This is a genomic window from Comamonas kerstersii, from assembly GCF_002056725.1.
Classification (GTDB): domain Bacteria; phylum Pseudomonadota; class Gammaproteobacteria; order Burkholderiales; family Burkholderiaceae_C; genus Comamonas; species Comamonas kerstersii.
This window is the reverse complement of sequence record NZ_CP020121.1, coordinates 3,503,743-3,528,332: the sequence shown is the minus strand read 5'-3', so window position 1 is coordinate 3,528,332 and position 24,590 is coordinate 3,503,743. Positions and strand designations below refer to the sequence as shown.

27 protein-coding genes and 9 tRNA genes are annotated in these 24,590 nt (G+C 57.3%); 18 read left to right on the top strand and 18 right to left on the bottom strand.

The window, feature by feature from the left end:
• Positions 1-53: 53 nt before the first annotated feature.
• The gene (locus tag B5M06_RS16680; protein ID WP_054066998.1) at positions 54-1,292 is read right to left on the bottom strand and encodes an MFS transporter; all 1,239 of its coding nucleotides are present in this window, start codon (positions 1,290-1,292) and stop codon (positions 54-56) included.
• A 422-nt stretch (positions 1,293-1,714) separates the two neighbouring features.
• Between B5M06_RS16680 and B5M06_RS16675 the strand changes: the two genes are divergently transcribed.
• Positions 1,715-2,050 (top strand): H-NS histone family protein, encoded by a 336-nt coding sequence (locus B5M06_RS16675; RefSeq protein ID WP_054067034.1) that lies wholly within the window; start codon positions 1,715-1,717, stop codon positions 2,048-2,050.
• Between the two features lie 58 nt (positions 2,051-2,108).
• Here B5M06_RS16675 and hemH read toward each other — a convergent pair whose 3' ends face one another.
• Complete coding sequence (hemH, locus tag B5M06_RS16670; protein WP_054067035.1) at positions 2,109-3,152, bottom strand: ferrochelatase; 1,044 nt, start codon at positions 3,150-3,152, stop codon at positions 2,109-2,111.
• Between the two features lie 81 nt (positions 3,153-3,233).
• Between hemH and B5M06_RS16665 the strand changes: the two genes are divergently transcribed.
• Positions 3,234-3,929, top strand: coding sequence for an HAD family hydrolase (locus B5M06_RS16665; RefSeq protein ID WP_054066999.1), 696 nt, complete (start codon positions 3,234-3,236; stop codon positions 3,927-3,929).
• A gap of 43 nt (positions 3,930-3,972) precedes the next feature.
• Positions 3,973-4,185, top strand: a complete 213-nt coding sequence (locus B5M06_RS16660; RefSeq protein WP_054067000.1) for a DUF2788 domain-containing protein — start codon at positions 3,973-3,975, stop codon at positions 4,183-4,185.
• Between the two features lie 78 nt (positions 4,186-4,263).
• On the opposite strand, the gene hpnE is transcribed toward B5M06_RS16660, so the two are convergent.
• Both hpnE and hpnD read right to left on the bottom strand, forming a co-directional pair.
• On the bottom strand, positions 4,264-5,607 hold the full coding sequence (hpnE, locus tag B5M06_RS16655) for a hydroxysqualene dehydroxylase HpnE (protein ID WP_080025403.1): 1,344 nt from the start codon (positions 5,605-5,607) through the stop codon (positions 4,264-4,266).
• Between the two features lie 12 nt (positions 5,608-5,619).
• Positions 5,620-6,459 (bottom strand): presqualene diphosphate synthase HpnD, encoded by an 840-nt coding sequence (hpnD, locus tag B5M06_RS16650; RefSeq protein ID WP_054067001.1) that lies wholly within the window; start codon positions 6,457-6,459, stop codon positions 5,620-5,622.
• 274 nt (positions 6,460-6,733) lie between these two features.
• On the opposite strand from hpnD, the gene B5M06_RS16645 reads away from it, so the two are divergent.
• The gene (locus B5M06_RS16645) at positions 6,734-8,347 is read left to right on the top strand and encodes a methyl-accepting chemotaxis protein (protein ID WP_240183964.1); all 1,614 of its coding nucleotides are present in this window, start codon (positions 6,734-6,736) and stop codon (positions 8,345-8,347) included.
• Positions 8,348-8,414: 67 nt separating this feature from the next.
• On the opposite strand, the gene hpnC is transcribed toward B5M06_RS16645, so the two are convergent.
• Positions 8,415-9,278, bottom strand: coding sequence for a squalene synthase HpnC (gene hpnC, locus B5M06_RS16640; RefSeq protein ID WP_054067003.1), 864 nt, complete (start codon positions 9,276-9,278; stop codon positions 8,415-8,417).
• Positions 9,279-9,499: 221 nt separating this feature from the next.
• Here hpnC and B5M06_RS16635 point away from each other — a divergent pair.
• From B5M06_RS16635 to B5M06_RS16570, 14 genes are all read left to right on the top strand, one after another.
• A tRNA-Leu gene (locus B5M06_RS16635) sits at positions 9,500-9,586 on the top strand.
• A gap of 86 nt (positions 9,587-9,672) precedes the next feature.
• Positions 9,673-10,983 (top strand): trigger factor, encoded by a 1,311-nt coding sequence (gene tig / locus B5M06_RS16630; RefSeq protein WP_054067004.1) that lies wholly within the window; start codon positions 9,673-9,675, stop codon positions 10,981-10,983.
• A gap of 148 nt (positions 10,984-11,131) precedes the next feature.
• Complete coding sequence (gene clpP, locus B5M06_RS16625; RefSeq protein ID WP_054067005.1) at positions 11,132-11,740, top strand: ATP-dependent Clp endopeptidase proteolytic subunit ClpP; 609 nt, start codon at positions 11,132-11,134, stop codon at positions 11,738-11,740.
• A 106-nt stretch (positions 11,741-11,846) separates the two neighbouring features.
• Entirely contained in the window at positions 11,847-13,109 is a 1,263-nt protein-coding gene (gene clpX / locus B5M06_RS16620) for an ATP-dependent Clp protease ATP-binding subunit ClpX (RefSeq protein ID WP_054067006.1), read from the top strand.
• Positions 13,110-13,232: 123 nt separating this feature from the next.
• On the top strand, positions 13,233-15,674 hold the full coding sequence (gene lon, locus B5M06_RS16615) for an endopeptidase La (protein WP_054067007.1): 2,442 nt from the start codon (positions 13,233-13,235) through the stop codon (positions 15,672-15,674).
• 107 nt (positions 15,675-15,781) lie between these two features.
• Positions 15,782-15,857: transfer RNA gene (locus B5M06_RS16610), tRNA-Gly, on the top strand.
• Between the two features lie 28 nt (positions 15,858-15,885).
• A tRNA-Cys gene (locus B5M06_RS16605) sits at positions 15,886-15,959 on the top strand.
• A 4-nt stretch (positions 15,960-15,963) separates the two neighbouring features.
• Positions 15,964-16,039, top strand: a tRNA-Gly gene (locus B5M06_RS16600).
• A gap of 62 nt (positions 16,040-16,101) precedes the next feature.
• Positions 16,102-16,177, top strand: a tRNA-Gly gene (locus B5M06_RS16595).
• A 62-nt stretch (positions 16,178-16,239) separates the two neighbouring features.
• A tRNA-Gly gene (locus tag B5M06_RS16590) sits at positions 16,240-16,315 on the top strand.
• Positions 16,316-16,378: 63 nt separating this feature from the next.
• Positions 16,379-16,454, top strand: a tRNA-Gly gene (locus B5M06_RS16585).
• Positions 16,455-16,516: 62 nt separating this feature from the next.
• A tRNA-Gly gene (locus tag B5M06_RS16580) sits at positions 16,517-16,592 on the top strand.
• 142 nt (positions 16,593-16,734) lie between these two features.
• Positions 16,735-16,824: transfer RNA gene (locus B5M06_RS16575), tRNA-Leu, on the top strand.
• Positions 16,825-17,054: 230 nt separating this feature from the next.
• Positions 17,055-18,026, top strand: coding sequence for a site-specific integrase (locus B5M06_RS16570; protein WP_240183963.1), 972 nt, complete (start codon positions 17,055-17,057; stop codon positions 18,024-18,026).
• Here B5M06_RS16570 and B5M06_RS16565 read toward each other — a convergent pair whose 3' ends face one another.
• From B5M06_RS16565 to B5M06_RS16515, 13 genes are all read right to left on the bottom strand, one after another.
• Entirely contained in the window at positions 18,027-18,746 is a 720-nt protein-coding gene (locus B5M06_RS16565) for an RES family NAD+ phosphorylase (protein WP_054067009.1), read from the bottom strand.
• Positions 18,743-19,117 (bottom strand): MbcA/ParS/Xre antitoxin family protein, encoded by a 375-nt coding sequence (locus B5M06_RS16560; RefSeq protein WP_080025320.1) that lies wholly within the window; start codon positions 19,115-19,117, stop codon positions 18,743-18,745. The genes B5M06_RS16565 and B5M06_RS16560 overlap by 4 nt, the downstream gene beginning before the upstream one ends.
• A 192-nt stretch (positions 19,118-19,309) precedes the next feature.
• Positions 19,310-19,537: a helix-turn-helix transcriptional regulator gene (locus B5M06_RS16555; protein ID WP_054067010.1), complete on the bottom strand. Its 228-nt coding sequence runs from the start codon at positions 19,535-19,537 to the stop codon at positions 19,310-19,312.
• Positions 19,538-19,559: 22 nt separating this feature from the next.
• Positions 19,560-19,790 (bottom strand): hypothetical protein, encoded by a 231-nt coding sequence (locus B5M06_RS16550; RefSeq protein ID WP_162781742.1) that lies wholly within the window; start codon positions 19,788-19,790, stop codon positions 19,560-19,562.
• A 53-nt stretch (positions 19,791-19,843) separates the two neighbouring features.
• Positions 19,844-20,086 carry a hypothetical protein gene (locus B5M06_RS16545; protein ID WP_162777445.1) on the bottom strand — a complete coding sequence of 81 codons (243 nt, stop codon included), beginning with the start codon at positions 20,084-20,086 and terminating at the stop codon, positions 19,844-19,846.
• 68 nt (positions 20,087-20,154) lie between these two features.
• On the bottom strand, positions 20,155-20,391 hold the full coding sequence (locus B5M06_RS16540) for a hypothetical protein (RefSeq protein WP_054067013.1): 237 nt from the start codon (positions 20,389-20,391) through the stop codon (positions 20,155-20,157).
• A 25-nt stretch (positions 20,392-20,416) separates the two neighbouring features.
• The gene (locus tag B5M06_RS16535) at positions 20,417-22,333 is read right to left on the bottom strand and encodes a replication endonuclease (RefSeq protein WP_054067014.1); all 1,917 of its coding nucleotides are present in this window, start codon (positions 22,331-22,333) and stop codon (positions 20,417-20,419) included.
• A gap of 8 nt (positions 22,334-22,341) precedes the next feature.
• On the bottom strand, positions 22,342-22,743 hold the full coding sequence (locus tag B5M06_RS16530) for a hypothetical protein (protein WP_054067015.1): 402 nt from the start codon (positions 22,741-22,743) through the stop codon (positions 22,342-22,344).
• 190 nt (positions 22,744-22,933) lie between these two features.
• The gene (locus B5M06_RS17205) at positions 22,934-23,149 is read right to left on the bottom strand and encodes a hypothetical protein (RefSeq protein ID WP_162777446.1); all 216 of its coding nucleotides are present in this window, start codon (positions 23,147-23,149) and stop codon (positions 22,934-22,936) included.
• Positions 23,149-23,301: a hypothetical protein gene (locus B5M06_RS17200; protein ID WP_162777447.1), complete on the bottom strand. Its 153-nt coding sequence runs from the start codon at positions 23,299-23,301 to the stop codon at positions 23,149-23,151. The genes B5M06_RS17205 and B5M06_RS17200 overlap by 1 nt, the downstream gene beginning before the upstream one ends.
• Complete coding sequence (locus tag B5M06_RS16525) at positions 23,298-23,651, bottom strand: hypothetical protein (RefSeq protein WP_054067016.1); 354 nt, start codon at positions 23,649-23,651, stop codon at positions 23,298-23,300. The genes B5M06_RS17200 and B5M06_RS16525 overlap by 4 nt, the downstream gene beginning before the upstream one ends.
• A 111-nt stretch (positions 23,652-23,762) precedes the next feature.
• Entirely contained in the window at positions 23,763-24,263 is a 501-nt protein-coding gene (locus tag B5M06_RS16520; RefSeq protein ID WP_080025319.1) for an Ogr/Delta-like zinc finger protein, read from the bottom strand.
• A gap of 12 nt (positions 24,264-24,275) precedes the next feature.
• Positions 24,276-24,527, bottom strand: a complete 252-nt coding sequence (locus B5M06_RS16515) for a hypothetical protein (RefSeq protein ID WP_162777448.1) — start codon at positions 24,525-24,527, stop codon at positions 24,276-24,278.
• Between the last annotated feature and the right edge of the window lie 63 nt (positions 24,528-24,590).

Below are 24,590 nucleotides of genomic sequence, written 5' to 3'. Positions count from 1 at the left end.
ATGGGCAGCCGCGGTGGCTGCCCATTTTTTGTTGGTGACAAGCGCCTGCAGGCTTACTGCAATTCCTTGCCCTTGAGTTCGGGAATGCACAGGGCCGTGGCAATCATGTCCAGCACATAGATGGCAGCCAGCAGCGCAATCGCCATCTGGAAGCCATAGGCCATGGCCACGGCACCTACGACGACCGGGCCCAGGCCACCCACGCCGCGACCAATGTTGAACAGTACGTTCTGTGCAGTGGCGCGTGCTTCCGTGGGGTAGGCCTCGCTCATTACCGCGCCGTAGCCGCCCATCATGCCGTTGACGAACATGCCCAGAACCGCACCTGCCCACAGCATGGCCGTCGGGTCAGACAGCTGGGAGTACGTCAGCACCATGATCACAGCACCCAGCTGGAAGATCAGGAAGCTGGGCTTGCGGCCAATGCGGTCCGCCAACTGGCCGAAGATCCAGATGCCAGCCATCATGCCGACGATGGTCACGGCGGTCCACATGGACGACTTGGTCAGACTGAAGCCCAGCTGCTTGGACAGGAAGCTGGGCATCCAGATCATGATGCCGTAGTAGCCAAAGTTCTGAACCGATGTCAGCACGATCACGCCAATGCTTACCTTGGTCGTGGCCTTGTCTTTGACCAGCAGCTTGAAGGCTTCAAAGCGCGAGGCTTTACGCTCCTTGGGCTTGCGCACAAACACTTCAGGTTCGTGGATCTTGTTGCGGATGATCCATGCCACCAGGGCTGGAATCACACCCACCAGGAACATGCCACGCCAGCCAATGACAGGCAGCAGCAGGGGCGTCAGCAAAGCGGCTGCCAGCACGCCGACCTGCCAGCCCAGCGCCACATAGGACGAGACGCGGGCGCGGTGCTTGGCAGGCCAGGCTTCAGCCGCCAGCGCCATGCCAATGCCGAATTCACCGCCCAGGCCAATACCGGCGATGGTGCGGTAGATCAGCAGATCCCAGTAGCCGGTCGCAAAGGCGCACAGACCCGTGAAGATGGCAAACAGCATGATGGTCCAGGTCAGCACGCGGATGCGGCCGTAGCGGTCCGACAGTGCGCCAAAGACAATGCCACCGAAGACGGCACCGATCAGTGTCCAGGTGACGAGCGAGCCAGCCTGGCCGGGCGTGAGGTGGAGATCGGCAGAGATGGCGCTGAGCATGAAGCCCAGAATCAGCAGGTCAAAGCCGTCCATGGCATAGCCGACGGCTGAGCCAGTCAGGGCTTTCCAGCTATAGCTGTTCACAGCCGTAGGCTGTGCAGCAGAAACAGAAGTGGGTGAATTCATGGCAGAAGTTGTCCTGAGCAAATACGGAGCGTGAAATCGCTCTTCCAACGGGACAACCCCCAAGGCACAGGGACCGTGGGGCTATGCAGACCAGTGGTCAGTGAGATGCGTGGCGTACCTGATGACGCGCAGCAAAAGGCCTGCAAGAAACGCAGGCCGAAGATGTGGAAACTGATTGTAGAAAAAACGACGAAATGCTACAAAAAAGATGGCGCAACAGCTTAGTGTTTTAGATGGTTTCAGCACATGCTGCCTGCAGGATGGCGAGCAATCTGTCATTGAGGTGAGCGAGTGCAGCAGCCATTTGGCATGAGGGCTTTGTATTGGCCAAATGTGAGCAATGCTTGAATATCTTGCACAATTTCGCCTCTCAAAATACCAATAAGCAGCAGCTGTGGCTGCAGTTTTCTCTGTCATATTTCATGTCCAACTACCAAGAGCTCCTGGCTCGCAAGCGCGAGCTTGAAAAGTCGATTGAAGCAACACGTAAAAAAGAGAGTGTGGAGGCACTGGCCACCATTCGGGAGCTGATTGCAACCTTTGGTTTTACGGCGCAGCAAGTCTTTCCTTTCCAGCCTGCTGCCAAGAAAAAGGTGCAGGCCAAGTACTACGATCCGCAGACGGGCAAGTCCTGGTCGGGCCGTGGCAAGGCGCCCAAGTGGCTCGAAGGTGTGGACCGCAGCCAGTATGAAATTCAGGCGCCGCGCAGCACTCCCAGTCAGCCGCTGGATGAGAACAATCCATTTCCCATCCAGTAAGCACCAAGGGCCGCAAGATGCGGCCCTTTTTTCATGGTGTGGTGTCTATGCCTGTGCTTCAGGCCTTGAGCGGCCAGCCCTGCAGGTGCTGCTGCGCAATCTCGTGCAGTGCGCCAATCCAGGTGGGGTGGTCGTTCAGACAGGAAATAAAGCGGTAGTCCTTGCCGCCTGCGTGCTCAAAGGCTTCTCGTGCTTCCTGGTTGATTTCTTCCAGCGTTTCAATGCAGTCGCTGGTAAAGCCGGGGCACATGATGTCCACGCTCTCCAGCCCCTGTTGAGCCAGCTCGACAAGCGTAGGCTCGGTATAGGGCTCCAGCCACTTGGCCTTGCCAAAGCGTGACTGGAAGGTCAGCACGTATTGCTCCTCGCGCAGACCCAGGCGCTGCGCCAGCAGGCGGCCCGTAGCGTAGCACTCGTCGCGGTAGGGGTCACCCAGTTCGTAGGTGCGCTCGGGTACGCCGTGAAAACTCAGGAACAGCTTTTGGGCGCGGCCGTGCTGCTGCCAGTGCTGTTCCACGGTCTGGGCCAGGGCCTCGATGTAGCCGGGGTGGTCGTGGTAGCGCTGCACAAAGCGCAGCTCTGGAATATGGCGCTGGGTTCTGGCCCAGTCATAGACGGCATCGCAGACACTGGCTGTGGTGGTGCCGGAATACTGCGGGTACAGCGGCACGATCAGAATGCGCGTGGCCCCCTGTGCCTTGAGTGCATCGAGCTGCGCAGGAATGGACGGATTGCCGTAGCGCATGGCGTAGGCCACCAGTACATCAGTGCCTGATGCTTGCAGGCTGCTGCGCAGCAGGCTGGCCTGGCGTTCGGTGAAGTACAGCAGGGGTGAGCCAGTGGCGCCACCTTGGTCCCATACCGTGGCATATTTGGCGGCCGATGCCTTGGGACGGGTGCGCAAAATGATGCCGTGCAAAATAGGCCACCACGCGAGCTTGGGGATCTCGACCACGCGGTCATCGGCCAGAAATTGCGCCAGATAGCGGCGCACGGCAGAAGGGGTGGGGGCATCAGGCGTGCCAAGGTTGCACAGCAATACGCCTGTGCGTTCAGGTTGCCCGGCGGGGCGCTTGGGTTCTGGGGCAAAGCGAGACAGCATGTCTGCCATTGTGACAAAAGCAGGCCCTGCTGCCGAAGCATGCATGGGCAGCCCTAATAGGTTCCAGTATTCTTGCCAGCCATGCTTGACCCATCTCAAATTCGTGCCATTACGCTCGATCTGGACGACACCCTGTGGCCCATCTGGCCTGCTATTCACCGTGCTGAAGAAGTGCTTTTGCTATGGTTAAAAGAGCATGCGGCGAAGACTGCAGCGCTTTTCCCGACGTCAGAGGCTTTGCGCAGCATTCGACTGCAGATCGAGCGTGAGCGCCCCGATCTGCGTCATGACCTGAGCGCGCTGCGCCGCGAATCGATTGCCGAGGCCATGCGCCGGGCGGGCGATGATGAGCGTCTGGCTATCCCCGCGTTTGATATTTTTTTCGCGCAGCGCCAACAAGTGCAGCTGTTTGACGACAGTTTGCCGGCACTGGAGTTCCTGGCGCAGCGCTGGCCCATTGTGGCGGTGACCAATGGCAATGCCGATGTGCAGCGCATTGGCATCGGGCAGTTTTTCCGCGACAGCTTCAACGTCAGCCGCACGGGCTTTGCCAAGCCGGATATACGGATTTTTCACTGCGCGGCGCAAAGCCTGGGCGTGCCCAGTTCGGCCATCCTGCATATTGGCGATGATGCACAGCTGGATGTGGTGGCCGGCCGCAATGCAGGCATGCAGGTGATCTGGGTCAATCGTGAGCACAGGGACTGGCCAGTGCCAGACCAGGCTTCGCCTATGATGGTCAGCAGTCTTGCGCAGCTGTGTGATCTGCTGCGCTAGCTGGCACGGTGGCGTGCTGCGTTGACTTCAAGGAATGTAGACCGTGATTTTTGGCTTTACAGAAGAACAGATTACTGATTTTTTCATGACCTACGGCATCGGGGCGTTCATCCTCTTCATGCTGTTCATCATTGGTCATCTGGCCTGGGAATCCAAGGCGGGCAAGTTCGGTACCTTTGTGCTGTTTCTGGGACTGGCTGTGGGCTTTATCGGCTTTATTGCCAAGGCCGTCCTCCAGTGGTACCTGGAAAAATAATCAAAAACTGAAGCGTCTTGCGCTGAATTTACAAGGGTTTCAGATAGAAAACTATCTGAAACCCTTGTACGTTGGGCGCTAGGCGCTCTTTTTTTGATGAATAGCCTGCGCCACCTGCATGCCGCTGCGCACCGCACCTTCCAGTGTCGCGGGGTAGGGGCCTTGCACATGGTCGCCACAGGCCCACAGGCCTGGCGCAATCCAGGCGGCCGGGCGCTGCACATGCGGCGTGCAGGCAAAGGTGGCGCGCTTTTCGATCACGGTCTGCAGCGGCTGCAGATCGGGCAGGCCAAGCTGCTCGCGTGCCTGGGCGATGACTTGCGTCTGCAGCGCATCCCGCGGCAACTGGCAGGCGCTGACGACCAGCGCAATCAGTCCAGCAGGGCCGCCGAGCTGCAACTTGTCAAACGCAAACTGTGCGGGTGCTGAATCTGGGTGGCTGCGCAAGGCCACCATGGGGGCAGGCAGGATCTGGCCCCGCTGTGGTGGCCGTGCAGTCCAGGCATAGACCGTGGCCAGTGCCGTGTGGGGCAGGGTCTGTGCCGTGGCGGCCCATTCCTGCGCCTGTGCATGGGCGTGCGCTGGCAGTGAGGCATGCTGCAGCAGTCTGGCAGCTTCGACGCTGGGCGTTGCCAGCACCACGGCATCAAACAGCTGGCCCTGCACTTGCCAAGCAGTTTGCGCAGCATCCCAGTGCAGCTGACTCACGCGTGTGCCCAGGTGCAATGCCGCGCCGCGTGCATGCAGCCATTGCGCTGCGCTGGCGGGAAAGAGCTGGCTCAGGTCGGTGCGCGGAATCAGCAGGTTGGAGCCACCTTTGCCGGCAAACAGGCCGTCCTGCAGCACGCGCAGAAAAATACGGCCACTGGCCTGGTCGGCAGGCAGGTTGAGTGCCGAAATGCACAGCGGGTCTATGAAGTCATGCAGCAGCCGCGCGGGCAGGTGCTGGCACAGGTCTGCCACGGTGGCTTTCTCTGCGCAGGCAAATTGCTGGTGCTGCCAGCGGTGGGCTGTGCGCAGCAGTGCCAGTTTGTCATGCCAGCTCCAGCCCTTGGTGCGAAGAATGCCCAGCAAGGCATCCCAGGGTGGAGGCAGATCGGGTAGCTGCAGGCCAGAGCTATCGGCATAGCGCAGATCCAGTGGCAGGCGCAGCAGGGTCTGGCGGGCGTCCACCCCCACGGTTTGCAGCATCTGCAGACAGGCCTGGTAGGCACCGATCAGGATGTGCTGGCCGTTGTCTACCGTCCAGTGCTGGCCCGCAGGCCCTTGCAGGGGGAGTGCGCGTGCGCGGCCGCCCCAGGAACGGCTGGCTTCCCACAGTGTGATGCGGTGCCCCAGCTGCTGCAGCTGTACGGCGCAAGTCATGCCTGCCCAGCCACCACCGATGATGGCAATGCGCAGCGCTGGCGGTTGCTGTGACATGGCTGCGGGCAATTACATACGGCCCAGTGCCTGCATCTTCCAGGCCAGCCACAGCTTGCGCAGCGGCGTCAGCGCAATGCGCTGGTGCAGTACCTGGAAGTTTTCGGCCTCAATCTCGCACAGCAGCGTGCGGTAGATGCTGGCCATCATCAAGCCAGGTTTCTGGGAGCGGCGGTCAGCGGCTGGCAGCAGGGCCAGGGCTTCGTCATAGAGCTGGTGCGCGCGCTCGGCCTCAAAGCGCATCAGGGCCGTAAATCGGTCTGAGTATTCGCGTTTGGTGATTTCGTAGGCCTTGACGTTGAACTGCTGCAAATCGTTGATCGGCAGGTAAATGCGGCCACGCATGGCGTCCTCGCCCACATCACGGATGATGTTGGTCAGCTGAAAGGCCTGGCCCAGCTTGTGTGCATAGGCGGTGGTGGCAGGGTCGGTCTGGCCAAAAATACGGGCAGCCACTTCGCCCACCACGCCTGCCACCAGGTGGCAGTAGCGCTGCAGGCCAGCGTAGTCCAGATAGCGGGTCTGCTCCAGGTCCATCTGGCAGCCGTCGATGATGGCCTGCAGCTGCTGCTGCTCGATCTGAAACGGTGCAATATGTGGCTGCAGTGCCTGCATCACGGGGTGGCTGGGCTTGCCTGCAAAGGTCTGTGCCACTTCCTGGCGCCACCAGGCCAGCTTCTGGGCGGCCACGCCAGGGTCCTGGACTTCGTCCACGACATCATCTACTTCGCGACAGAACGCATAGAACGCCGTGATGGCTGCACGGCGCTGGGTCGGGAGAAATAGAAAGGCGTAATAAAAACTGCTGCCAGAGGCAGCAGCTTTTTCTTGGACGTAGGTTTCCGGGGTCATATGGCGGTAATTGTCCCATGCCTGTAGCCACAGCGCGGGCAGTTGTGACAAAGCGGCTGCTTTTGGTGAGAGCTTGATTTTCGTCAAGGGTTGCGCTGCTTGCTGTGTGCTGCTTGGCGATGGGGGAGGGTGCTGTGTCATGCTTTTCGTTTTTTATGCAACTATCTAAGATCCGTACGTTGCAACCTGACACATATTGATTGAGATGCCCAGCTTTAATTCACTGCGTTTGACACAGCGTTACATGCTGGTCTTCTGCGCTTATTTCCTTTCGATGGTCGTGGTAATCGCTATCAGCTGGCACGGGCTGATGAACGCCAGAGACAGTTTGCGCTACCTGCATGACCAATCCTTGCAGCGCATTTTGCTCGCCGACTCCATCAACGAAAGTGTGGCCCAGGCACGCATGCAGATGTTGCTGGCATTTCAGCATGCGCCAGATAGTGCGCTGGCTGAAGTGCACGATCACCCCGTCGCTGTGCATCTGGAGGCCGTCAAGCACAGTCTGCAGCAAGGCATGGCTTGGCAGCAGGAACTGAACCAGCGCATCGAGCCCGGCGTGGATAAGGATATGTTTGCGGAAGCCATGCGCGTGCAGGATGCCTGGAACAGCAAGCTCTCTGCCATGGTGCAAGCCGCAGAAGGGGGCGACTACAGCAATGATCTGATGGCACGCTTTCTGGCACTGGGTCGTGAGGAGGGCGATATGCTGGTGGCGCTCGTAGGTGCTTTCAAGGGCTTGCAGGTGACGCAGGCCGATGAGGCCTATCGGGCTGCGGACGAGCGCTACCAGGTCAGTATCTGGGTGTTTGTGCTGTGTGTGTTGCTCGGCGGAGTGCCAGCCACGCTGCTGTCCATTTCCTTGCTGAACCGCATGAAGCAGGGCTTCAAACAGGCACATGGCACGGCCAAGGCCATTGCTGCGGGTGATATTTCCCAGCGCGTGGCAGTCAGTGGCAAGGATGAAATCTCTGAGCTGCTGGTGCAGATGGAGGAAATGCGTTCTCACTTGCATGACATCATCTTCAAGGTGCGTGGCGCCGCAGATGCAATTGCGGGTGCGTCCACGCAGGTGGCAGCGGGCACGTCCGATCTGTCTACGCGCACGGAGCAGCAGGCTGCGTCGCTGCAGCAGACGGCGGCAGCGACGGAAGAGCTGTCCAGCACGGTGCAGAATAATGCGGAAAGTGCCATCCGTGCCAGCGAACTGGCGCGTGACGCCACGCAGGTGGCAGAGCGTGGTGGTGACATGGTGTCGCAAGTGGTCACGACCATGGAAGACATCAACCACTCGGCCAAGAAGATTGAAGCCATCATTGGCGTGATCGACTCCATCGCCTTCCAGACCAATATCCTGGCGCTCAATGCTGCTGTCGAAGCGGCGCGCGCTGGCGAGCAGGGGCGCGGCTTTGCTGTGGTGGCCAGCGAGGTGCGTGCGTTGGCTGGTCGCTCGGCAGAAGCAGCCAAGGAAATCAAGACGCTGATTCAGGATTCCGTCAATCGCGTGCGTGCCGGTGGTGAGCAGGTGCATCGCACGGGCGAGACCATGCAGGACATCGTGCAAAGCATTGCACGTCTGGCTGCTATCGTGCAGGAGATTGCAGAAGCCAGTCGTGAGCAGTCCAAGGGATTGGCGCAGATCAACGATGTGGTCGCCAACCTGGATGATGTGACGCAGCAGAACGCTGCCTTGGTGGAGGAGACTTCGGCGGCATCTACCTCGCTGCAGGAGCAGGCCAACCAGATGGCGCAGATGTCTGCACAGTTCATTCTGGAGCAGGGGAATGCCGCCCGGTCGTCCTATGTCAGCACTTACCGACAGCCTGCCAGCATTGCAGGATCTGCTGTGAGTGGTGGGCAGGCTGTGCCAGCCCTGACGCAGCCCTGATCGAAGCAGGCGACGGCCTGTTGCTACCAATGCCAGCCTTGTGCTGGCATTTTGTTTTGCAGGTGCTCTACATCCACAGTGCACGCCAGAGCATGCGTGCAACATCCGTTTTGTGCAAAGTCAGGCGCGTGTGCAGGTTGTGGCCTTGCTGGGCCTGCACTTTGTCCAGAATGCGCAGGCCGCCTTGCACGACCAGGCGTAGCTCCCAGCCAATGCGCCCGGGCAGGCGGTGGACCAGTGGCGCGCCTTGCTGCATGAGTGTGCGTGCCCATGCCGTATTGCTGGCGATGAGTCTTTGGATGTCTAGTGTGAGCTGCAGCGCGTTGAGCTGGGTGCGGCTGACATTGAACCGTGCGCAGTCTGCATCGGTGAGGTAGTGGCGACCGCGAGGAATGTCTTCGCTCAGATCCTGCCAGAAGTTGATCAGTTGCAGTGCCGAGCAGATGGCGTCGCTTTGCGCCAGTGCTTGGTCATCATGTATGCCGTACAGATGCAGCAGCAGGCGGCCCACCGGGTTGGCGGAGCGTCTGCAGTAGTCGAGCAGTTCTGCGCGGTCGGCATAGCTCGTCTGGTCGCGGGTCTTGGCAACGTCCTGCACGAAGGCACTGAGCAGATCGTCGAGCAGGTGTACGGGCAGCTGCCACTGCTGCAGCTGGTACTGCAAGGGGGTGAAGATGGTGGCCCAGCGTGGCTGGGGGGGCTGGCCCTTGGCAATGGCATGCAGTTCCAGTCGGTAGTCCTGTAGTTGCTCCAGGCGCTGTGCGGGACTGGCATCGCCTTCATCAGCCATGTCGTCAGCCGTGCGCGCAAAGGCGTAAATGGCGGCAATGGGTGGTCGCAGGGCGGCCGGGCACAGCCACGAGGCAACGGGAAAATTCTCGTAGTGGGTGATATGCGCGGCCTGCGCGGATGGTGGGGAAGATGCTTTCACCGTGCCATTGTCGTGCGATTTGGCTGTGGTCCATTCAAAGCTTTGAACAGCGCCTCGAGGGCTGTTCTGTGCGCGACGTTTCCCCGCTTTTCAGTGATGTCGCGCAATTGCGCCTGCATAAGAAAAAATGGAGTGGGAAATCGTTGAGGGTTATTTTCGGCGTTAGAATCTTGGATTGACCTATGACGCAGACTGGTCAAAAGTCTGCAGTTATCAAGACCGCGCGGGTGGCGAAATTGGTAGACGCACCAGGTTTAGGTCCTGACGGTGGCGACACCGTGCGGGTTCGAGTCCCGCCCCGCGCACCACATTCCAGTGAGACTATGCGGAATAAGGTGCAGGCTGTGAACTGCAGTCAGCACAGTCCACTATTTCCCCAGAATTAGGAATCACCATGGCCGTTACAGTTGAAACCCTCGAAAAGCTTGAGCGCAAGATTACGCTGAGCTTGCCACTTGCTGCAATTCAAAGCGAAGTTGAAGCTCGCTTGAAGAAGGTTGCACGTACTGTGAAGATGGACGGCTTCCGTCCCGGCAAAGTGCCCATGAATGTTGTGGCCCAGCGTTATGGCTACTCCGTGCAGTACGAAGTGCTGAACGACAAGGTCGGTGAAGAATTCGCCAAGGCTGTGCAAGAAGCCGGTCTGCGCGTTGCTGGTCAGCCCCGCATTTCCGAAAAGGAAGGCGCTGCTGAAGGCCAGGCTGAATTTGAAGCCATCTTCGAAGTATTCCCCGAAGTCAAGATTGGCGATCTGACAGGCGTTGAAGTTGAAAAGCTGACAGCTGACGTAGACGACGCAGCCATCGAGCGTACGCTGGACATCCTGCGCAAGCAGCGTCGCACATTTGCTGTGCGTGCCGCTGACGAAGCCGCAGTGGACGGTGACCGCGTGACCGTGGATTTCGAAGGCAAGATCGACGGCGAAGCTTTTGCCGGCGGCAAGGCTGAAGACTTCCAGTTCCTGGTTGGCGAAGGCCAGATGCTCAAGGAATTTGAAGACGCAGTGCGCGGCATGAAGGTGGGTGAGTCCAAGACTTTCCCTCTGGCCTTCCCCGAGGATTACCATGGCAAGGATGTAGCAGGCAAGACTGCTGACTTCCTGGTGACCGTGAAGAAGCTGGAAGCTGCTAACCTGCCCGAAGTGAACGAAGCTTTCGTGAAGTCTCTGGGTATTGCCGATGGCTCCGTAGAAGCTCTGCGCGCTGACATCAAGAAGAATCTGGAACGCGAAGTGAAGTTCCGCCTGCAAGCTCGCAACAAGCAAGCTGTGATGGATGCACTGCTGTCCGTGGCTGAGCTGGATCTGCCCAAGGCTGCCGTGCAGTCTGAAGTAGCCCGTCTGATGCAGGCTGCCCGTGAAGATCTGAAGCAGCGTGGCATCAAGGATGCTGACAAGGCTGAAATCCCTGAAGACATCTTCCTGCCTCAAGCCGAGCGTCGCGTGCGCCTGGGTCTGGTGGTGGCTGAGCTGGTCAAGGCCAACAACCTGGAAGCTACTCCCGAGCAGCTGAAGGCGCATGTGGACGAACTGGCTGCTTCTTACGAGAAGCCTGAAGATGTGGTTCGCTGGTACTTCGGTGATCGCCAGCGTCTGGCTGAAGTAGAAGCTGTTGTGATCGAGAACAACGTGACCGAATTCGTTCTGGGCAAGGCCAAGGTGAACGACAAGGCAGTGTCGTTCGAAGAACTGATGGGTCAGGCCTAATCAGCTGACTTGAACAAGGCGTTGCTGTTCTGCCTGCAGACAAAGGCAACGCTAAAAAGTTCTTGATCCGGGGCTTGTGCTTTTGGGCACAAGCCCCATTTCATTTCTTGGTTACAGTATTTACTCTGTTTCCACGTTTGGAGAAAACATGAGCGCATTGGATATGCAGGGCCTGGGTATGGTCCCCATGGTGGTTGAGCAGTCTGGCCGCGGTGAACGTGCCTATGACATCTATTCCCGCTTGCTCAAGGAGCGCGTGGTCTTTTTGGTGGGCGAGGTCAACGACCAGTCAGCGAATCTGGTGGTGGCGCAGTTGCTGTTCCTGGAAAGTGAAAATCCTGACAAGGACATTTCTTTCTACATCAACTCGCCCGGCGGCAGCGTCACGGCTGGCATGGCAGTTTTTGACACCATGAACTTCATCAAGCCTGATGTGTCGACACTGTGCACAGGCATGGCCGCAAGCATGGGTGCATTCCTGCTGGCTGCTGGCGCCAAGGGTAAGCGTTTTGCGCTGCCCAATTCGCAGGTCATGATTCACCAGCCTTTGGGTGGTGCACGTGGTCAGGCCACAGAGATTGAAATTCATGCGCGCGAAATTCTGAAGACACGTGAGCGTCTGAACAAGATCCTGGCTGAGCGTACGGGGCAGCCGCTGGAGAAGATCCAGCATGACACCGAGCGCGACTATTTTCTGTCTGCGCATGAAGCCAAAGATTACGGTCTGATCGACAGCGTGATTGAAAAGCGCGCTTGATGATTCAGCGCTGATTGGCTGCAAACGGCGCTTTCCCCCTTCGGGTAGCGCCGTTTTTACATTGCTATCATCCTCTACTCTATTGACGTAACAAGGCGTAGTCCACATGGCCGAGAAAAAAGGCACTACCAGCGAAAAAAATCTTTACTGCACCTTCTGTGGCAAGAGTCAGCATGAGGTGAAAAAGTTGATCGCTGGTCCGTCCGTCTTCATCTGTGATGAGTGCATTGATTTGTGTAATGAAATCATTCGCGATGAAGTGGCGGACACTAGCGCACGCGAGGCACGCGGAGACTTGCCTACGCCTGCGGAAATTAAAGCCAATCTTGATAACTATGTGATTGACCAGGAGCAGGCCAAGCGCACTTTGGCTGTGGCGGTGTACAACCACTACAAGCGCCTGAATCACAAAGACAAGGCTGGCAAGGATGAGGTGGAGCTGACCAAGAGCAATATCTTGCTGATCGGCCCCACTGGCTCCGGCAAGACACTGCTGGCCCAGACGCTGGCACGACAGCTGAATGTGCCTTTTGTGATGGCTGATGCCACCACGCTGACTGAAGCCGGCTATGTGGGCGAGGACGTCGAGAACATCGTTCAGAAGCTTCTGCAAAGCTGCGACTACGACATCGAGCGCGCACAGCGCGGTATTGTCTATATCGACGAAATCGACAAGATTTCCCGCAAGTCCGACAACCCCAGCATCACACGTGATGTCTCGGGTGAGGGCGTGCAACAGGCGCTGCTCAAGCTGATTGAAGGCACCATGGCGAGCGTACCCCCTCAGGGCGGCCGCAAGCACCCCAATCAGGATTTCCTGCAGGTGGACACCACCAACATTCTGTTCATCTGCGGTGGTGCGTTCCAGGGACTGGAAAAGGTCATCGAGAACCGTACAGAAGCCTCTGGTATTGGTTTTGGCGCTGCAGTGCGCAGCAAGGCCAATCGCTCGCTGACCGAGCTGTTCCAGGATATTGAGCCTGAAGACTTGATCAAGTTCGGCATCATCCCTGAACTGATTGGCCGTCTGCCTGTGATTACAGCACTGACAGAGCTCAACGAAGAAGCGCTTGTGCGCATCCTGACAGAGCCTAAGAACGCGCTGGTCAAGCAGTTCAGCAAATTGCTGGGCATGGAAGGCGTGGAGCTGGAAGTGCGACCTTCTGCACTGACTGCGGTTGCTCGCAAGGCGATTGCCCGCAAGACAGGTGCACGTGGTTTGCGTTCCATTCTGGAGCAGGCCTTGCTTGGCACGATGTTTGAGCTGCCCAATCTGGAAAACGTCGAAAAAGTGGTGGTTGAAGAGGCCACCATTGTGGAAGGTAAGGCGCCGCTGCTGGTTTACCGGGAAGCTGCAAAGAAAGCATGAACTGTCTGAATGTGAGGCTTTGTGATGACAAAGCCCGCATCGGCTACCGCAAGCCCGGATAGTTTTGCTACCTAAAGAATATGCATTGCTGTGCGTATGCGCAGTGATTGGAAGGATAGTTCTATGTCAGAACCAACTGATTTGAGCACTGTGGAATTGCCGCTGCTGCCTTTGCGCGATGTGGTGGTGTTTCCGCACATGGTCATCCCTCTGTTTGTGGGGCGGGTGAAAAGCATCAAGGCGCTGGAGCTGGCCATGGAGGCCGATCGTCGCATCATGCTGGTCGCGCAAAAGGCCGCATCCAAAGATGAGCCCAGTGCTGATGATCTGTTTGAAATTGGCAGCATCTCTACCATCTTGCAGATGCTGAAGTTGCCCGACGGCACGGTGAAAGTGCTGGTCGAAGGGCAGCAGCGCGCCAAGCTGCTGAAAGTGCAGGACCTAGAGTCGCACTTCATGGCGCAGTGTGAGCCGCTGGAAGTCAAGGCTGGTGCTGACTCAAACAAGCAGGAAAGTGAGGTTGAGGCGCTGCGCCGCGCAGTGTCTCAGCAGTTTGAGCAGTACGTCAAGCTCAACAAGAAGATCCCATCCGAGATCCTGACCTCAATTGCAGGCATTGAAGATGCAGGGCGTCTGGTCGATACGATTGCAGCGCATCTGCCGCTCAAGCTCGATCAGAAGCAGGCTGTGCTGAATCTGGCAGATATCAAGGAACGTCTTGAGAATCTGTTCGAACAGCTGGAGCGCGAAGTTGACATTCTGAATGTGGACAAGCGCATCCGTGGTCGTGTCAAACGCCAGATGGAAAAGAGCCAGCGTGACTTCTATCTGAATGAGCAGGTCAAGGCCATTCAGAAAGAGCTGGGCGAAGGCGAAGATGGCGCAGACATCGAAGAGATCGAAAAGAAGATCAAGTCTGCCAAGATGCCTGCTGAAGCTCGCAAGAAGGCAGAAGCAGAGCTGAAAAAGCTCAAGCTGATGTCACCCATGTCGGCAGAAGCGACGGTGGTGCGCAACTACATTGATGTGCTGACGGGTCTGCCTTGGAGCAAGAAAACCAAGATCAAACACGATCTGGAAGCTGCAGAGGAAGTGCTCAATGCCGATCACTTTGGCCTGGAAAAGGTCAAGGACCGCATCCTGGAATACCTTGCAGTGCAACAACGTGTGGACAAGGTGAAGGCGCCTATCTTGTGTCTGGTAGGCCCTCCAGGCGTGGGCAAGACTTCGCTGGGGCAGTCCATTGCCAAGGCAACTGGCCGTAAATACGTGCGCATGGCACTGGGTGGCATGCGTGACGAAGCGGAGATCCGAGGTCATCGCCGTACCTACATTGGTGCTATGCCTGGCAAGGTACTGCAAAGCCTGGAAAAAGTGGGTACACGCAATCCACTGTTCTTGCTCGATGAGATCGACAAGCTGGGTATGGACTTCCGGGGTGATCCCTCGAGTGCTCTGCTGGAGGTTCTGGATCCCGAGCAGAACAACAAATTTGGCGATCACTACGTCGAGGTTGACTTCGACCTGAGTGATGTGATGTTTGTGGCGACATCGAACTCCATGAACATTCCTCCGGCCTTGTTGGACCGTATGGAAGTGATTCGTCTGTCGGGCTATACCGAAGATGAAAAGCTCAATATCGCCAAGCGCTACCTGCTGCCCAAGCAGATTGGCAACAACGGCCTCAAGGAAGCAGAACTGGAAGTCAAGGACGATGCCATTTTGGACATCGTGCGTTACTACACGCGTGAAGCCGGTGTGCGTTCGCTGGAGCGTGAACTGTCCAAGATCTGCCGAAAGGTGGTCAAGGGTTTGCTGCTGAAGAAGCTCAAACCCAAGGTCGTGGTGGATGCATCCAACCTGGATGAATATCTGGGCGTGCGCAAGTACATGTACGGTCGTGCAGAGCAGGAAAACCAGGTGGGTCAGGTTGTAGGTCTGGCCTGGACGGAAGTGGGCGGTGATCTGCTGACCATTGAGGCTACGACGATGCCCGGTAAGGGCAATATCCTGCGCACTGGCTCCTTGGGTGATGTGATGAAAGAATCCGTGGAGGCTGCACGTACTGTGGTGCGCAGCCGTTCACGCTCCCTGGGGATTGAGGATGTCATGTTTGAAAAACGTGACATCCACGTCCACGTTCCTGATGGGGCAACACCAAAGGATGGGCCAAGTGCAGGTGCTGCCATGGCTACTGCCTTTGTGTCGGCGCTGACGGGTATCCCTGTACGCGCAGATGTGGCCATGACTGGTGAAATTACCCTGCGTGGTGAAGTCACAGCCATCGGTGGCCTGAAAGAGAAGCTGCTGGCTGCGCTGCGAGGCGGCATCAAGACCGTGCTGATTCCTCAGGAGAACGTGAAGGACCTGCAAGAGATTCCAGACAACGTCAAGACTGGCATGGAAATCATCCCTGTGCGCTGGATTGATGAAGTCTTGAAGATCGCACTGGAACGTATGCCTGTTCCTCTGGAAGAGGAAGAGGAAGCGGTTGCTCCTGCTGTGGTGACCAAGGCTGCAACAGCTAAGCCAGCGGCCAAAAAAACGCGTGCAGTGAAGCATTGATAAAAAACGTAGCGCTTTTTTCTGGAACAGCAAAAAATTGCGCTACAATTCATTCCATCGCAGCGATGCACAAGTTCTGTTGTAGAATTTAAGGCTTCGCTAGATAAGCGGGAATAGCTCAGTTGGTAGAGCGATACCTTGCCAAGGTATAGGTCGTCGGTTCGAACCCGATTTCCCGCTCCAAAGGTTTTAGGGCTTCGGTCCTTGGAATGGCGCGATAGCAAAGCGGTTATGCAACGGATTGCAAATCCGTCTAGTCCGGTTCGACTCCGGATCGCGCCTCCAAAATGCGGGAATAGCTCAGTTGGTAGAGCGATACCTTGCCAAGGTATAGGTCGTCGGTTCGAACCCGATTTCCCGCTCCAGGTTCTTTCAGGGAGCTTGTCAGTCGATAAGCTCTTTTGTTTCTGAGATATCAGAGGCACATGCGGGAATAGCTCAGTTGGTAGAGCGATACCTTGCCAAGGTATAGGTCGTCGGTTCGAACCCGATTTCCCGCTCCAGGTTCTTTCGGGGAGCTTGTCAGTCGATAAGCTCTTTTGTTTCTGAGATATCAGAGACGCATGCGGGAATAGCTCAGTTGGTAGAGCGATACCTTGCCAAGGTATAGGTCGTCGGTTCGAACCCGATTTCCCGCTCCAGGTTTTTTCAGGGAGCTTGTCAGTCGATAAGCTTCTTTTGTTTCTGAGATATCAGAGACGCATGCGGGAATAGCTCAGTTGGTAGAGCGATACCTTGCCAAGGTATAGGTCGTCGGTTCGAACCCGATTTCCCGCTCCAGGTTCTTTCAGGGAGCTTGTCAGTCGATAAGCTTCTTTGTTTCTGAGATATCAGAGACACATGCGGGAATAGCTCAGTTGGTAGAGCGATACCTTGCCAAGGTATAGGTCGTCGGTTCGAACCCGATTTCCCGCTCCATTTTCAAAGGGAAGCAAGTGCTTCCCTTTTTCATGTCTGAGGCACAATGCCCAGTGCGTGAAAAACCGTGAAATCGGCAGAAAATGTTCGAAGATCGGTTAAGCTAATGGTTTGCGCAGTACGGAGTTTGCTCTGTGTTGCAGCCCCGATGGTGGAATTGGTAGACACATCAGACTTAAAATCTGCCGCCTATAAAACAGGCGTGCCGGTTCGATTCCGGCTCGGGGCACCACCAACAAATTTCGTTGGAATGAACTGAACAGTACCTAAGCTCGTTTTCTCCTCTGAAAACGGGCTTTTTTCTTGCCTGAACTGTCCTCCACACACGTACCGAACAGCACCAAAATTTGGCGTAAATTACCCAAAAATTACGCATTTGGTACGCATGCGATTACGCATCGAGATGTTGGAGGCAGGGTGGCTTACTACAGAAAATTGAAGACTGGCTGGCGAGCAGAGGTGGTGCGCGACGGGGTACGCAAGTCCGCGGTGCGGCCGACGAAAGCTGAGGCACAGGCCTGGGCAGTGGCTGAAGAGGCTGCGATTTTGGCCGGCACGCGTGGTCAGTTTCCCAAGCGGACGCTGGAAGAGGCTATTGAGAAGTACCGCAAAGAGGTCATCAGCAAAAAGCCAGCCAACCGCCAGCGTGCTGACAACCTGCGGCTGGACTCGCTGATCAGAGATTTCCCATGGCTGACGGGTAAGGTCCTGCACGAAATTACGGGCACTGACCTGGCCAAATGGCGCGACACCCGGCTTGAAACCGTGCTGCCCAACACTGTGTTGCGTGAAGCGCAGCTTTACCGCCCCATCTGGACCATTGCCATCAGAGAGTGGCGGTGGGCGGGCGAAAGCCCATGGAAGTCCATCAAGCTCCCAGCCAAAGGCCTGGCACGCAGGCGCACGAGCGCGTGGTCAGAGGTGCGGCTGATGTTGCGTAATGCCGGTGTTACGCATGGGCAGCCACCACAGTCACCCATGCAAGAAACGGCCTGGACCATGCTGGTGGCCTTGCACACCGCCTTGCGCAGTGGGGAAATCTTGCGCATGAGCCGCAGCACGGTAGATCTCAAGCGCCGCGTCTACACCCTCAACGAACACAAGACCGCTGGCCATGTTGGTGTGCGCAAGGTGCCACTGACGCGACGCAGCCTGCGCGTGCTGCAGATGCTGGATGCTGCAGCAGCAGCAGCTGGCCGGGACAACTTCTTCACCATCAGTGATGCCAGCCGTGATGTGCTGTACCGCAAGCTGCGAGACCGGGTGATGGTGGAGGGGCTGCATTTTCACGACCTGCGCGCCACGGCATTGACCTGGCTGGCCAAGCGCGTGGATGTGATGACCCTGGCGCGCATCAGCGGGCACACCGATATCAACATGCTCTACAACACGTACTACCGGGAGACTGCGGAGGACGTGGCAGCACGAATTTGACTACTCATGCCACTCAAATTGAGCTGATCCGTCTTTTCGGCGCATTAGGACGGCATCGCGAGTTGCTTTGCAAATCCATTCTTGTTTAGAGCTCTCAATTTCTGCATTGGTAGCATGCAAGGCGTCAGGTGTAAATACAGCTGCCAAAGGGCAGGTCGGAGCGCGCACGGATTCGTACTGTATCCATTGGATGTTCGCAGCAGCAGCAGCTTCTGCGAGCTTGTGGGTTGCACTGTAATCGGACGTATGTTTCCACAGATGTGAGCATGTTGACCAGGGCATATCCATTAAATTGATAGCAAGACCCTCTACTGATGCTTGGTAAAAGGTGTGAAAGGTCATCACTGGTCCATCTGTCGATAAACCGGCACTATCAAGAATAAAGCGCATGCGCCAGTACGCGATCTCAGAGCATGCACCTTCAAGCGTTGATGAGCCGTACCACAGGCCACTTTGTTGGCTTGGGCGGAACCTAGAGCTGTGCTGTGGGAAGTAACGGAACGGACTTAGAAGTAGGTAGTGCTTTGGGCTCTGTGGCTGAATAGTTGGAGGCTTGCTTTCCTCCAACAATTGCTCAAGCACATCTTGCTCTTCAAGTGTGTCCACTAGTTGCATGGAGGCGGCAATGTACTGGGTCTCTACCCCCCGCCATGCACCCTCCATGCGTAGCGCTACGCTGTGCGAGTACAACCACTCAGGATCCCATGTTTCAGCCTTCATGATGCTGCTCGCATACCATCCAAATAAGCCAAGGTACGCACCAAGCCATCAGTCCTACGAATGAGCTGGCTTGGAATGCCCAGCAGGGCCTTGTTGTGACTGTTCATCCAGCGTCTGCGTTTGTCCGTGTCTCCACCGATCAGCGGCTCAAGAGAGCGATAGATACGAATCAGCATCAAGGCGAGCTCGCCTTCTTTTGAATTTGGGTTAATTGGCCGGTTATTGGCCTTCGTACGAGAGATGGTCGGCTCACTAACACCAAGCACAGCAGCCAATTCAGCACTGGTCAAGCCAAGTTGCTCTGCTGCATTCAGAGTTGCTTTAGTAAGGACGAGAGCTCTATCCGGGGTTGCTCTTGGTGTTGCTAGCATGACGCCTCTCCTCTGCTTTGTTGAAGGTGATCACGGATGGTCGTGATGTCGTTGTTATGTCTGGGCATGATACTAAAAAAAGATCATCATGGTTTATTTTGAAAACAAAATGAATTTCTCTTTCATTTGATTGAGTAGGTGATGCCCAGGTTCAACTTGAGCACCTGTAAGTTCTTAGTACTGTTCAATCTTTCATTTTGCTTTCCCCATCCAAGCCCGTACATCGCTTGTGCGCCAGTACCGAATCCTGCGACTGACATTGATAAACGGCTTCGGAAAATCCACGCGCTTGGTCAGGCGGCTGGTGACGTGCTGACGGGTGCAGCCGAGCAGGGCGGCAATGCCAGCGGTGTCCAGACGTGGGGCCGAGCTGATGCTGGTCTGGCTTTGTGCGGTGGGGGTGGCTTCAGTCTTATTCATAGTCTTTTGCTCCTCAGTGGATTCAGTTGGCAGGTTCGGTGATCTGGGTGACTTGCATGGGCGCCGCGGCCAGGCCTTCCAGGACGCGCAGGGTGGTAAACAGCTCCTGCTCGCGGTTCATCAGTTCGCGGCCGCGCACGTTGAACCAGGAATCAGCGGGCATCTGGTTCAGCTCGTCTTCCACCAGTGCTTTTTCACGCTGCAGGCGCTTCAAGATGCAAGGCAAAGTCATGGCGCTAACTTCGGTTTTCATAGCGGCTAGCGCTTGCAATTCTTGGTTTTTCATTGCTTTTCGTCCTTATTTCATTAATCAGCAAGCACTGAGCGCTCATTTTTTTGAACAAGTGCAGCAAACAAACCCTGCAGTTCGGTGGTCAGCTTTCCTGCGGTGCCGCGCCTTTTGTTACTGCCGCTCAGGCGGCATGCGTGGCAGTCATCGGAAAGCTTGTCCGCCTTTGTGATGTCGTAGTGAAAGAAATCCTGATCTGCTGGCCAGTCTTCGCCGCAGCGCGTGCAGGTCTTCTCATTCAGAACAGATGCAGCTTTCATGTTTTTCAACTCCTTTTTTGCTAGCTGCTAGCGCTTTGTTTGCAAGCGTTAGCAATTTTTTTGATGATTTATGCGTGAGCGCTCTTGAGGGGAATGACCCGGCCAGCGGCTGCTGGCAGCTCCAGATCCAGCCCTGTCTGCCGCGCAGCCATGGCGGCGGCAGCTGCTTCGCGCTCCGCCTTGGCCGCAGCGCGGCGCATGTCCGCAAAGCGCTTGGCCAGATCGGTCCTGGCTGCGGGCGTGTACTTGAAACCAGAGGCCTGATCGAGCAGGCTTCGACTTGGTTCGGTGCGTTTTGCAGGCATCGCTACTCCTCCTGTGTGCTTCAGGTCAGAAAAACGGGATGGGGGAAGGACCGATGGAGCGCCATTCGGCGTCCGTGCGGTGGATCGGGACGGGCAAGCAGTCCTCTGCTTCATGCCTGCCGCGCCCTAAAAGTGCTCTGCGCAGTGCCCCTGTCAGACGGGCTCTACAGTTATTGAAACCAGTCCAAGCGCGCGGCAAAGCCGCACGTGCCTCGCCTACGGCGAGGGAACAGCCGGGGTTGCTATCTGTGCAGGTGTCGGGGTTGAACGTCTCAGTCTCAGCAGCCACAGGGCTCCATGCCATGCGGCGGCTGATCAGCCACTGGCCGCGAATCGTCTGCAGCCCCACCACACGGCCAGTGCGCAATTCTTCGCCGTACTGGTTGCAGGCACCGGGCTGCAGCGGGCGGTGCGCCATACGCAGATGCGCCTGACTGCGCGGCACACAGTGGCCACCCATGGCCTCCATGTACACCCGCCAATTGGCCTGAATATTTCCTTCACGGTGGCACGCCACCCATGCACGCATCGTGGTGGTGTCACCACTGGCATGCAGATGGTTGATCTGGTCACGCCCCACGCGGCGCAGCTCACGCCACACGCACACACTGGGCATGCCAATGGGCTGAAACTGGCGAATCCCCCAGAAACCGGCCCACGCATCCACACGGCAGTGGCCCGGCATGTCGTTTTGCTCCACATCCCACAGCTGGCCCTGCACCACGTCCAGGTGGTCAGCCAAAGCAGCATGGCCCACGCTCTTGGCGATGTACTTGGCCACATAGCCAGCAGCACCGCCGCTTTCCATGCGCTTGCAATTGACGCGGTTAACAGCAGCACCTTTTTCGTCTCCATACTCTTTGAGCCACCACACCTTGGCCGCCAGCTCTACATAGCGCGCCTCGGCCTCCGTCTCTGCCCAGATCAGCATGTGCCAGTGGGGCGTGGCATCGTGGTGGGGCTCCGCCACACGAATGCCGTAAATCTTGATTTGCTTGCTGTTCAGGTGCGCGCGCAGCCGTGCCCAGCACTTGCGCAACCACATCTGCGCATCACGCGGCGTGCTGTAGCCGTCATATTTGGGGTTGGGGCGTGGCTTGCCGCCAGCACCCACCGTCATGGGGTGAAACTTGCTGGGCGCGGTAAACGTAAAGAACAGCCCTACATGGTTGCGTGCATCGGCGTACTCTTCGGCACCGCGAATGCGCGTCATCAGCTCACCACCACGAATCACCGGGTTGGACGGCGACAGCGCAGCCAGCTCAGCCAGCGTCCAGATCTGGCCCGCCTCGTTCTTGAACAGACTGCGCTTCATGGAGGCTTGGTTACGCTCTTTTTGTGCAAGTCGGTTACGCACGGCCCAATCACTGGCATAGCCGCCGTGCTTGCGGTTCACAATACCCAGCCTGATGTTGCCAGCCTCTACCACGCGGGCCACATGCTTGCGCAGCAGGCGCCGCCACCATGCGGGGTCATGGGCACGCTTAATGTCAGGCTCACCCTGCAGCGGTTTGCTTTCCTGCACACCCAGCATGCGCAGCAGCAGGCGCACGGCATCCAGCCTTGCGGCCTCGTCGCAGCCCTCAGCCACCAAGGCAGCATCCAGCTCCTGAGCCTCTGCCACCAGGCGCTTGGCCAGCTCACAGATCTCGTAGTCGCTCAGGTTCCAGCTGCTGGCACGGCCAAAGCGCTCGTCAAACTCCGCAATCGCCTGCATGGCATCCCAGCTCTGCAGCCACAGCGGTGCAGGGTCTGGGTTGTGCAGGTCCAGCTTGCCCAGGCCGCTCAGCTCAATAGGCTGGCGCCATTGCTCGGGCACTGCGCGCAGCAAAGCCTCCAGCGCACGCTTGGCCATCCAAGGTGCAGGCTTGTTGCGCTTCCAGTCCTTCAGTGAGCTGGTGGGCAAACTGCGCATCACGCGCTGTGCAGGCTTGCGTGCCATCGTTCACCTCACACCCGGCTACACAAAGCAGCCACCTGCGAGAAGACGCGCTTTGCCAAGCGCATCTCAGCCTTCACCGCATTGCGCTCAGCGGGTGTGAACTCACGCCACGCACGGCAGGCCAGCGTTTCCAGATCACCATCAATACCGGCCAGCATCATGATCATCACGCGGTGCTCATGGCCAATACGTGCCCACTCACGGCTCTCACCATCAAACCACGTGCCCAGGCTTGCCCTGCGCAGCAGCTCATTGCGCTGTGCTTTCAGCCGTTCACGAATCTCTGGCACTGTCAGCGCAGTCACCGGCTTGCCTTCATGCGCAGGCTTCTTGGGCTTGATCGACTTGAGCGCCTTGGCCTCAGCCTTGAGCTGGGCTGCCAGCTCCGCAGGGGTTACCGCTGCATTCATGGCTGTACCTCACTTTGCGCTTTGAACCACAGCCAACTTGCGAGAACCCAGCCATTCAATACAAAGTACAAGGCCAATGCACACCAAGTACCGGCTGGATGCCCACTCATGGCACCAAGTAACCCAGTTAGTGCTGCAACAATCAGGACACACCATCGCATGCGCCCCGCCAGCACCCAACTGCTGAAGTTCAGACTTTTTTTGCTGCGTTTACGAAAACGCTCGTGTTATTTGCCTCTGCAGCATTTGCCACTTGGAGGTGGTTTGCATTAGCTGCTGAAGAGCGCTCTTTGCTTAGCTTGCTCGTCTGTGCATTGCTCTGGTTGTTATGGCTGCTGTCCACGCTGTTTGAATGGTCAGTACAGAGGCGCAAAGCGCGTGCCAAGTGATCTTGTTGCGCAGGCATCACATCTCCTCCACACGTACAGCGCAGGCGTACCAGGCATCGCCAAACTCTTGCTCTACTGCGTGCAGCGCCTGGCGGCAGTTCTGGGCCATCACCTGAACGCGGCGGCGGGTGCGGTGTTCGTCCACGTGGGTAATGCGAAACAGGCTCATGCGGCACCGCCTTCCTGCACAGGCTTTGGCTCAGCCGCCAAAGCTGCCTTGAATGCAAGCGTGCCAACACCCGCCAGCAGTAGCCCACCTCTGTAACGCAGGCTCCAATAAAGATCAGCTACTCGGTGCTCACAAGCAATACCGCCCCACCAAAGCGCATCAGCTGCAACCTTGTCCTCTTCACTGTCTTCCGGCGCTTTTAAAAAAGCGTTACGCAAAACCTCAGCCGCTCGCTGGTGTCTATCAATAGCGCGCAAAAATATGCTTACCGTCTCCCAGTGACCACATGGCTCTGCCACGCTCACAACTGGCCCCATCACACTGCAGGTGGTTTGATCTACAAGTTGCATCGCATACCTCACTGAAAAAAGGCGTAAGAAAGTCCGCAGCGCCTGCGCATCAGGCTCTGTCGGGGTGAACTCAGAAGGGGGGAAAGAGGGCGCTTTAGGCGCTAGGTGGCATCAGTCAGGGGGCGGCCCTCCCTGCTGCATGAACAGGTCAGCCGTCACCGGGGCGGTGTTGCTGGTCACATGTTCGGCGCTGGCCGCGTGGTCCAGCTGGGCGCGCAGCATGTCGCGGCGCACGTGGGTGGAAAGGGGTAGATTGACGCTGGGGTCTGGCGTGGCAGATGGCGACAAGGTGCGCACAATCTCTGTATTGGCCACAAAAGTGTGGCCACACTCTGCATTCACGCAGCAATACACAGACTGCCGCGTCAGCACCGTGATCTGCTCACTGGTGCGAATCACGCAAGGGTGCTTGCAGTGCGGGCACTGCAGGCGCATGGCCTCCTTGTTCGTGCCCTTCCACTGCTTGGCCGGTACTGACTGGTTACAGCGCTGCGCGGAAACACCTTCCCCAGCACGCGCCTTGTCCGCAGCTTCATTCAGGCGCTTGCTGGCAACCAGAGCAGCCGCAACGCTTTGAGAATGACGGTCAGGAAATTGGAAGTTGCCAGCCATGGTGCACAGCCTTTACTTGCTCACCAGGTCTGCCGCAGTCAGCTCAATACGGCCCTTGCGGCGGTACTCCGCCATGCCCATCAGGTAGACCATGCGCGCAAAGTTGCTGGAGCTGCGGCCCTCGGCCTTGGCCTTTTCATGGGCCTCTTCCAGTTCATGTTTTTCCAGGCGCAGCGCAATGGGTTTCTCATGCACCAGCCGTGCTACCGAACCGGAGTGCTTGCGCGTCATCGTGGCGGGGGTGGTTGGAGCTGATGTAGTCATGTACTATCGGCCTCAGATTGTTACAACGTAAACGCATTATGAGCAGAATTCTGCTCGTTTCAA

Bases quoted from the DNA above. Each gene is read 5' to 3' on its own strand.
- B5M06_RS16680 (WP_054066998.1), bottom strand. From the start codon at position 1,292: ATGAATTCACCCACTTCTGTTTCTGCTGCACAGCCTACGGCTGTGAAC.
- B5M06_RS16675 (WP_054067034.1), top strand. From the start codon at position 1,715: ATGTCCAACTACCAAGAGCTCCTGGCTCGCAAGCGCGAGCTTGAAAAG.
- hemH (WP_054067035.1), bottom strand. From the start codon at position 3,152: ATGCTGTCTCGCTTTGCCCCAGAACCCAAGCGCCCCGCCGGGCAACCT.
- B5M06_RS16665 (WP_054066999.1), top strand. From the start codon at position 3,234: ATGCTTGACCCATCTCAAATTCGTGCCATTACGCTCGATCTGGACGAC.
- hpnE (WP_080025403.1), bottom strand. From the start codon at position 5,607: ATGTCACAGCAACCGCCAGCGCTGCGCATTGCCATCATCGGTGGTGGC.
- hpnD (WP_054067001.1), bottom strand. From the start codon at position 6,459: ATGACCCCGGAAACCTACGTCCAAGAAAAAGCTGCTGCCTCTGGCAGC.
- B5M06_RS16645 (WP_240183964.1), top strand. From the start codon at position 6,734: ATGGTCGTGGTAATCGCTATCAGCTGGCACGGGCTGATGAACGCCAGA.
- tig (WP_054067004.1), top strand. From the start codon at position 9,673: ATGGCCGTTACAGTTGAAACCCTCGAAAAGCTTGAGCGCAAGATTACG.
- clpP (WP_054067005.1), top strand. From the start codon at position 11,132: ATGAGCGCATTGGATATGCAGGGCCTGGGTATGGTCCCCATGGTGGTT.
- clpX (WP_054067006.1), top strand. From the start codon at position 11,847: ATGGCCGAGAAAAAAGGCACTACCAGCGAAAAAAATCTTTACTGCACC.
- lon (WP_054067007.1), top strand. From the start codon at position 13,233: ATGTCAGAACCAACTGATTTGAGCACTGTGGAATTGCCGCTGCTGCCT.
- B5M06_RS16565 (WP_054067009.1), bottom strand. From the start codon at position 18,746: ATGAAGGCTGAAACATGGGATCCTGAGTGGTTGTACTCGCACAGCGTA.
- B5M06_RS16560 (WP_080025320.1), bottom strand. From the start codon at position 19,117: ATGCTAGCAACACCAAGAGCAACCCCGGATAGAGCTCTCGTCCTTACT.
- B5M06_RS16555 (WP_054067010.1), bottom strand. From the start codon at position 19,537: ATGAATAAGACTGAAGCCACCCCCACCGCACAAAGCCAGACCAGCATC.
- B5M06_RS16550 (WP_162781742.1), bottom strand. From the start codon at position 19,790: ATGAAAACCGAAGTTAGCGCCATGACTTTGCCTTGCATCTTGAAGCGC.
- B5M06_RS16545 (WP_162777445.1), bottom strand. From the start codon at position 20,086: ATGAAAGCTGCATCTGTTCTGAATGAGAAGACCTGCACGCGCTGCGGC.
- B5M06_RS16540 (WP_054067013.1), bottom strand. From the start codon at position 20,391: ATGCCTGCAAAACGCACCGAACCAAGTCGAAGCCTGCTCGATCAGGCC.
- B5M06_RS16535 (WP_054067014.1), bottom strand. From the start codon at position 22,333: ATGGCACGCAAGCCTGCACAGCGCGTGATGCGCAGTTTGCCCACCAGC.
- B5M06_RS16530 (WP_054067015.1), bottom strand. From the start codon at position 22,743: ATGAATGCAGCGGTAACCCCTGCGGAGCTGGCAGCCCAGCTCAAGGCT.
- B5M06_RS17205 (WP_162777446.1), bottom strand. From the start codon at position 23,149: ATGCCTGCGCAACAAGATCACTTGGCACGCGCTTTGCGCCTCTGTACT.
- B5M06_RS17200 (WP_162777447.1), bottom strand. From the start codon at position 23,301: ATGAGCCTGTTTCGCATTACCCACGTGGACGAACACCGCACCCGCCGC.
- B5M06_RS16525 (WP_054067016.1), bottom strand. From the start codon at position 23,651: ATGCAACTTGTAGATCAAACCACCTGCAGTGTGATGGGGCCAGTTGTG.
- B5M06_RS16520 (WP_080025319.1), bottom strand. From the start codon at position 24,263: ATGGCTGGCAACTTCCAATTTCCTGACCGTCATTCTCAAAGCGTTGCG.
- B5M06_RS16515 (WP_162777448.1), bottom strand. From the start codon at position 24,527: ATGACTACATCAGCTCCAACCACCCCCGCCACGATGACGCGCAAGCAC.